7 protein-coding genes are annotated in these 7,611 nt (G+C 33.8%); 4 read left to right on the top strand and 3 right to left on the bottom strand.

The window, feature by feature from the left end; all coding sequences use genetic code 11:
• Positions 1-436 precede the first annotated feature (436 nt).
• Together BUB05_RS18090 and BUB05_RS18085 are read left to right on the top strand one after the other, a co-directional pair.
• Positions 437-721 (top strand): nucleotidyltransferase family protein, encoded by a 285-nt coding sequence (locus tag BUB05_RS18090; protein ID WP_245819963.1) that lies wholly within the window; start codon positions 437-439, stop codon positions 719-721.
• A complete protein-coding gene (locus BUB05_RS18085; RefSeq protein ID WP_073051155.1) occupies positions 718-1,038 on the top strand; it encodes a HepT-like ribonuclease domain-containing protein in 321 nt (106 codons plus the stop codon). Before BUB05_RS18090 ends, BUB05_RS18085 begins: the two co-directional genes overlap by 4 nt.
• A gap of 269 nt (positions 1,039-1,307) precedes the next feature.
• On the opposite strand, the gene BUB05_RS18080 is transcribed toward BUB05_RS18085, so the two are convergent.
• Together BUB05_RS18080 and BUB05_RS18075 are read right to left on the bottom strand one after the other, a co-directional pair.
• Positions 1,308-3,038, bottom strand: a complete 1,731-nt coding sequence (locus BUB05_RS18080; RefSeq protein WP_073051153.1) for an S-layer homology domain-containing protein — start codon at positions 3,036-3,038, stop codon at positions 1,308-1,310.
• A 396-nt stretch (positions 3,039-3,434) separates the two neighbouring features.
• Positions 3,435-3,995, bottom strand: coding sequence for a helix-turn-helix domain-containing protein (locus BUB05_RS18075; protein WP_073051151.1), 561 nt, complete (start codon positions 3,993-3,995; stop codon positions 3,435-3,437).
• Positions 3,996-4,274: 279 nt separating this feature from the next.
• Between BUB05_RS18075 and nhaC the strand changes: the two genes are divergently transcribed.
• Both nhaC and BUB05_RS18065 read left to right on the top strand, forming a co-directional pair.
• Entirely contained in the window at positions 4,275-5,690 is a 1,416-nt protein-coding gene (gene nhaC / locus BUB05_RS18070; protein ID WP_073051149.1) for a Na+/H+ antiporter NhaC, read from the top strand.
• 74 nt (positions 5,691-5,764) lie between these two features.
• Complete coding sequence (locus BUB05_RS18065; protein WP_073051147.1) at positions 5,765-6,601, top strand: histidine racemase CntK family protein; 837 nt, start codon at positions 5,765-5,767, stop codon at positions 6,599-6,601.
• A 107-nt stretch (positions 6,602-6,708) separates the two neighbouring features.
• Here BUB05_RS18065 and BUB05_RS18060 read toward each other — a convergent pair.
• The coding region (locus tag BUB05_RS18060) for a Fic family protein (RefSeq protein WP_073051145.1) at positions 6,709-7,611 on the bottom strand (903 nt) is incomplete at its 5' end.

Below are 7,611 nucleotides of genomic sequence, written 5' to 3'. Positions count from 1 at the left end.
CAGGGTTCAGAAACATTGATTTAAATGAATTCAATGAATTTATAATGGGCTATGAATACGAAGAGATTTTAAAAGAACTTGCGCATTAAAGAATATCACGTCCTCTGTGGTATATAACTTACTGTTAAGCTACAAATTTCAGCGCCCACAGACTACGTTTTAACAACAAATTCGACCGGTCGTTTCCGTTCGATATTTAATCGTCCGAAATATATCGGTCGTTCAAGTCAGAACTAGATTTTCCAACTCCCTCAGCACAAGCTTCAGTTTTGTAATAAACTGCGTTACGCTGAACCGTACCATAAGTAAGTCTATAAGACGAGGGGATTTTTAAATTCATCAATATTCTTGACCTAAATCTATGTTCTTGTTTCATCATTCTCTGAATGCTATAATATTATTATAAAATACTGCGAAAGAGGTGATAATCGTGCGATTGAATGAAATTCTTGAAAAATCCAAAGAAATACATGAAATAATTCATAAAAACAATGGCAATTCAATTAAAATCTTTGGTTCAGTAGCAAACGATTCCGCTTCAGAAAATAGTGATATAGATTTTCTTGTAAAATTCAACAAAAATGCTTCTTTATTCGATCTTGTAGAAATCAAAATTGAGCTTGAAGATCTACTCGGCAACAAGGTAGATGTAGTTTCTGAAAATGGCTTAAAGAATAATGACATAGGTAAATCGATAAAAAGGAGCGCTATCAGCATATGAATAGAGACTTGACATACATTCAACAAATCATCGATGCTATTAACAAAGTTGAAGCTTATACTTCAGATGGAAAAGACCAATTTCTATCTTCTTCACTTATTCAAGATGCAGTAATAAGAAATATTGAGATTATTGGTGAAATTAGCAAAAGAGTATCTCAAGACTTTAGAACTGCACATTTTGATATCCCCTGGAGGAAAATGGCTGGCATCAGAGATGTATTAATTCATGATTATGATAGTATAGACTTAGGAATAGTGTGGAATGTAGTAGAAATTGAACTCCCTAAAATCAAACTTGCATTGAAAGAATTATAAAAAAATCCAGGCTTTAATCACAGAAGCTTGGATTTTTTTACAATTTATAAATTCTTTAATAATCCTGCATTTCGCTTATCTTTGGCATTAACTTCAGTTTTGTAATCAAACGTTGTATGGTGAACCGTACCACAAGTAAGTCTATAAGGCGAAGCCGGATTATGTCATAGATACTATAATACATCTGTAAATACTATAAAAAACAGCAAATACATCGAAGCAAGATGCATTTGCCTTTTATAATTATTCTACATATTTTTGTCAAATCTCTATTTTGATTTCACTCTATAATATATTTCATGAGAATCAAAGATGGACTCTGCCCACATAACATGTATATTTCCTGAAATGTCAGTTGTTATTGAAGGATCAGTAGAATTTTCAACACTTTCTGAAAGATTTTCAGGTTCAGTCCATTCTATACCATCCCAACAACTGTATAAAATTTCATAATTACCGGTTGAATCATCTACCCATACAATATGTACGTTCCTTTCATCATCAACAGCTATCGAAGGAAGCATTGAATCTCCAGAAGTTTTTGAAACATTCACAGCTTCAGTCCACTGTCTTCCATCAAGCCAACTATATAGTACCTCATATTGTCCTGAAGAATCATCTTCCCAAGCGACATGCAAAACACCTGATTCATCCTTTGCAAGTTTAGGAAACTGCGACCTACCATTATTATCAGATATGCTAACAGATACGCCACCTAATTGATTATGAAAAATATCTATTGTGAAATTTGAAAATGACATATCCGGCCATACAACATGTATATTATCTGATTCATCAATTTCAATATCAGGGAATAAAACACGATTAGGATCATCAGTAAAAACATTTTCCATCAATTCTAGACATTCAGTAACCGTCCATTTATCACCATCCCGTCCACTGTAATGTATATCAAGCATTTCAATAGATCCAACTGTATTCTTGTCAAACCAAATCACATGGGGATCACCTGCACTATCCAACGATATCCTTGGTATTCTAGATTCCAATATATAAGGTCTAGAAACCATATATGGTTTTGCCCAATCCAGTCCATTATAGTAACTGTACAAAATATAACTGGTACCAGGATAATACTGTTCCCATACTACATGTATATTACCTAATTCATCACAAGCTATATCAGGAAATATTGAAAACCTATCTGAATTTGTAACATTAATATTATCTGACCACTTTCCATTGTTGAACTGTCTGTAATATAGATCAAGATAATCATTTGACTCTTCTACCCATATTAAGTGGATGTTTCCTAAAATATCGGCTGTTATAACAGGAGAAAATGATTCACCTTCAGAATTCGATAGATTAACAACCGAAGACCAAGTCAACTCTGCCTTTTCATCTTCATTTTCAGCAACTTCAGAAACTATAACATTATTTATGTTCATATTAATAATCCGCATAGCCATCAACATGGACTGTTCCTTGGTTGCATTGTTTTTAGGGGCCATTAAGTTATCTCCAATCCCGCCTACTATGCCGTTTTTATTTGCTAAATACACACAGTCTTTAGCCCATTCTGATATCTCATTGTCATCATTAAAACTAAGTCCTGCAATGTTTTTATCGTATTCAACTTCGGCTCCATCAAGCATCCTTATCAGTAGAGCAGCAAGTTGTTCTCTTGTTATCAAATCATCTGGTCCATAAACCCCTCCTCCATAACCTTTCAGTATTCCAATATTATAGCCTTTCAATACCCATTCATCATCAGTATCCGTAAAAGGATCCTCTCCTATCTCTGCTACTTCTCCCGACATCACCTCGAATAATCTAACTGATAAATATGCAAATTCCTTTCTTGTGATATTTTGTTGATAATTCGTAAAAAATGCTTCATCCAAAATATTTTCCGCCTTTAATTTGTTTACTTCGTCAACAGCCCAAGTGCTTGGATCAGACTCAGCATATACAATATTTGAAAACACAAGCACTAGAACCATTGAAAAAAGAAACAATTTTTTCATATGTTCCATGGTTCAGACCTCCTATAATTCTTACAAAACGAAATGGAATTATGCCTATAATTAATTATAACACTCCTCTCAATAGCGAACAATGGTTTCGATATTCATTCTTTAATATGTTAGATTTATTTTCATTCTGTGCTAATTTTCAAAATATGCATAAAAAAACCAGACCTATCAGCCTGGTATACTGCTATAAACATTATAATTTAATTATACTCCTGAAATAAAAGAAGAGCCGGATGTTCCAAGTTTGTAATAAAGCGTGTTACGCTTAACCGTATCATAAGTAAGTCTATAAGCCGAAGTTAATCATAGCACAGATACTATAACACATCTGTAGACAAAAAAGTATCTGTAAATTTTCCATTATCAAAGAAAATCCTGATAAGTTTATTTATCATCTCATTTGTTATTGTCTGTATAGTACATAATGGAGTATACTTTGGTTTCCATATTACTTTCATTCAGATATCGGTGTGGAATGTCTCCAAGGAATGTGATTGAATCACCAGTATTGAGTTGATGTTTGACACCACCTATTTCTACAACTAATTCGCCTTCGAATATCAAAATATATTCTTCTATTCCTTTATTGTGCTGTTTAATTTCACTTTTTGATTTCACAGGAAAAGATATAGTGTAAATTTCAAATTTCTTTTCTGGGTCGTAGTCGAAAATAGAGGAAATTGTAAATTCATCACCTGAATTTATTATTTTCATATCTGGACTTCTAACTATGTTAACAGAAGCTTTTTCGCTGTGAATCAATTGTGTAAATGGTATTTTTAAGCCACTGGCAATTTTCCATAGGACTGCAATTGTGGGATTCGAAACAGACCTTTCAATTTCTCCAAGCATGCTTTTGCTAACTCCTGTAATATCGGACATTTCTTTTAAAGTAAGGTTTCTTTCTTTTCTGATTTTTTTTAGATTTTCACCAACGATTACATTTATTTTATCCATGATTAAACCTCTCTCCGTTTACGATATATAGTTTTTTCAAACGCTATATCATATAAGTATACTAGTTAATAAAATTAAATGCAATAAGTTTAGTGAGTAAACATAGTCATTGCGGAAAATTAAAACGGTATATTGACTTTTTGGACTATATACAATATAATAGTTATACGGTATATCGTACAATAAAACTATATAGTATCTCGCGAGCTTGTAGCATATAACAGGAAAATGTTTTTCTGTTATAAAAGTGTAACAATAAAAAAAGATTGGAGAATTATTATGAAAAATAAAAAGCAACCTTCATTTGGATTGTCTATAACACCTTTTGTTTTTTTAGTGGTATCTATTGCGATTTCAATATTTATTTTTGATTTGGGAGAAGTACATATTGCTATGTTTACTTCTGGTATATTTGCATCAATTTTGAGTATTAAATTCCTAGGATACAAGTGGTCGGAACTTGAAGAGGGGATCTTGAGAGGGATAAACATGACTATGAGCGCATTGATAGTTATGATGGTTATTGGAATGATTATTGGTACATGGATTTTGTCAGGTGTAGTGCCGACCATGATTTATTATGGACTTCAAATATTCAGTCCGCAATTATTTTTATTAGGTACTTGTATTATTACATGTATAATTTCTATTGCTACCGGTAGTTCCTGGACAACTGTTGCGACAATAGGCATAGCATTGGTAGGAGTGGGGGCAGGACTTGGAATTCCACTTCCTATGACAGCTGGTGCTATTATATCCGGTTCATATTTTGGTGATAAGATGTCGCCGCTTTCGGATACAACTAATCTTGCGCCTGCCATTACGGGAGCTAATCTGTTTGATCATATAAGACATATGATTTATACTACAGGTCCTAGTCTTATAATAAGTCTTATACTATTTGGAATACTTGGAATGAAATTCCACGTAGAAAATACGGATGTTACTTTATTGAATACAATCACATCAAGCTTGAGTGAAACATTCTATATAAGTCCCATACTCTTAATTGTCCCATGTGTGGTAATAGCCATGGTTATTATTAAAATGCCGGCTATCCCTGCACTTTTTATTGCGGCAATTCTTGGTGGTGCAGCTGCTATGATTTTCCAGGGAGCTGACTTGGGAACAGTAATTGATGTTATGAATAATGGATATTCTTCGAATATTGGTAATGAAGTTGTTGACATACTCCTTTCAAGGGGAGGATTGCAAAGTATGTTGTGGACTATCTCACTTATTATCTGTGCAATGGTATTTGGTGGAGTTATGGAGACCACGGGAATGCTCAGGGCGATATCAATAGAAATACTTAAACTGGCTAAGTCTACAGGTTCCTTGGTTCTCGCAACAGTATTGAGTTGCATAGCTATGAACATAGTAGCAGGAGACCAATACCTTGCCATAGTAATTCCTGGAAGGATGTACAAGGACACTTTTCAAGAAAGAGGACTTCATCCTAAAAATCTTTCAAGGATACTTGAAGATGCAGGAACTCTTACGTCGCCTTTGATTCCATGGACGGCTTGTGGAGCATATATGATGGGTACTTTAGGAATAGCTCCTTGGGTTTACGTACCATTCTGTTTCCTTAATCTGTTGAATCCAATAATATCAATCATTTATGGATTTACTGGAACAACAATGGAAAAACTCGATGTAAAGGCAACTGAAATAGTCGAACAATATAATTAATTTGAATAGTTGAAATAATGAAAACAGAAGTGACTTGGTCAATAGTTACTTTCTTATATATAAGGAGGGGAAACATGAAACTTAATTTTATTAAAACCAATCCTACAGAAAATATGACAGTCTTTATTCTAGACCAGGTCTCAAGGGATGAGTATGTTGATATAGCCAATAAGATAATGAACTATAACAATATAAATGCAGAACAGGTAGGGTTTGTTGAAAAACCGACTTATCCAAATGGAGAAGCCTGTGCAAAACTTCATATGATGGGCGGGGAGTTCTGCGGAAATGCTACTAGGGCTTTGGCGGCTGTAATGGTTGACAGACATCAATGTAAATATAATTATTCTGATAACAAAATACATGTTACATTGGAGGTTTCAGGTGCTGATAAATCAATATCTTGTGAAGTAATTCCAACCTTTAAAAAAGGAAAATTTATTTCCGGTGTTGAAATGCCACTGCATGAAATGATCTATGATTATGAAATTGAGTATGATGCTGAACGTTATAAGGGAACTATGGTTGAATTTCAAGGAATAATGCACTTGATAATAGAACTTGATGACAATGCATCGAAAGAAGAATTTTTCGAGAAAGTAAAGGAGGACTTTAAGTACAAAGAGTATGATGCTCTTGGAATTATGTTCTCGAATAAAAAAGATTATTCAATGGTTCCACTTGTATATGTCAAGGCAACTGGTAGTTTGATTTGGGAAAGAGGATGCGGTTCCGGGGCTACGGCCATGGGAATAGCAGTCTCATATGAACAAAAAAAGGAAGTTGACATAACAATCAAACAACCAGGTGGTGAACTGCAGGTAACTACCAAATGGGATGGAAATGATGTTACAAAACTGTTTCTTAATGGTGATGTTGAAATAGTAGCAGAAGGTGTTTTACAAGTATAGAAATAAAGCCACTTCTAAATGAGACCTTTTAAGAGGTGGCTTTGATTTTGTTATTTAAATTGTACACATTATTATCACATTTAACTGATTGACAGACTCTCATAGCATTAACCATGTTTTAACTTATCATTTAAAATATACGCTGTGCTCCTACCGCCACCAACTTTTTTTATATAATCCGTTTTTACAAGTTCAGCCAATGCTTTTTCTATTGTAGTGATGCTTATATCAGGACAGAGCTTGGCAATATCAGACTTGCTGATTTTGCCTACTCTTGTTTCAAAGATATACCTTACTCTCTCTGATTTGGTTAATCCTTGATTTCTGATGGTTTCAACTCTTGAGGAAAACTCTCTGTATGCTGCCAGAATTACTCCTAAATAATACTTGATAAATGGAACATAGTCATTTTCATTATCATGCCAGCCAATGGAACTCAATCTCAACGTTTCATAGTAACTCTCTTTTGATTTTTCGATCATCATCTCTATGCTTATATATTTACCAACGATATATTCCTGTTGATACAAAAGTAATAAGGTCAACAGTCTGCTCATCCTGCCATTTCCATCATTGAATGGATGAACACACAAAAAATCAAGTATAAATATTGGTATCAGCAGCAGTGGATCTACAGATTCCTTTTGAAATGCTTCTATGAATCCGTCACACATGGTTTCCATTGTTTCTTTTGTTAAATATGCCGGAACTGGTCTGAACCTAATTTTTTTCCTACCTAATGCATCTTTTTCCTCAATTACATTATCAACATTTTTATATTGTCCCCCTGCCAAGCCGCTATTATAAACATACAGATCTCTGTGCATCTGCAATATCACATTAGACCTCGGTACTATATAATCATAATTTTCATGAATTGTATTCAATACTCCCCTATATCCTGCTATTTCTTCTTCATTTCTATTCTTTGGTTCAGTTTTTTCATTAACCAACTCATCCAGTCTTTTATCACTGGTATATATACCTTCAATTCTATTGGATGCACCTGT

This window comes from Dethiosulfatibacter aminovorans DSM 17477 (genome assembly GCF_900142005.1).
Taxonomy (GTDB): domain Bacteria; phylum Bacillota; class Clostridia; order Tissierellales; family Dethiosulfatibacteraceae; genus Dethiosulfatibacter; species Dethiosulfatibacter aminovorans.
The sequence above is the reverse complement of the archived record's forward strand: the minus strand, read 5'-3'. Positions and strand labels throughout refer to the sequence as shown.

Coding starts and splice junctions, on each gene's coding strand:
- BUB05_RS18085 (WP_073051155.1), top strand. CDS start 718: ATGAATAGAGACTTGACATACATTCAACAAATCATCGATGCTATTAAC.
- BUB05_RS18080 (WP_073051153.1), bottom strand. CDS start 3,038: ATGGAACATATGAAAAAATTGTTTCTTTTTTCAATGGTTCTAGTGCTT.
- BUB05_RS18075 (WP_073051151.1), bottom strand. CDS start 3,995: ATGGATAAAATAAATGTAATCGTTGGTGAAAATCTAAAAAAAATCAGA.
- nhaC (WP_073051149.1), top strand. CDS start 4,275: ATGAAAAATAAAAAGCAACCTTCATTTGGATTGTCTATAACACCTTTT.
- BUB05_RS18065 (WP_073051147.1), top strand. CDS start 5,765: ATGAAACTTAATTTTATTAAAACCAATCCTACAGAAAATATGACAGTC.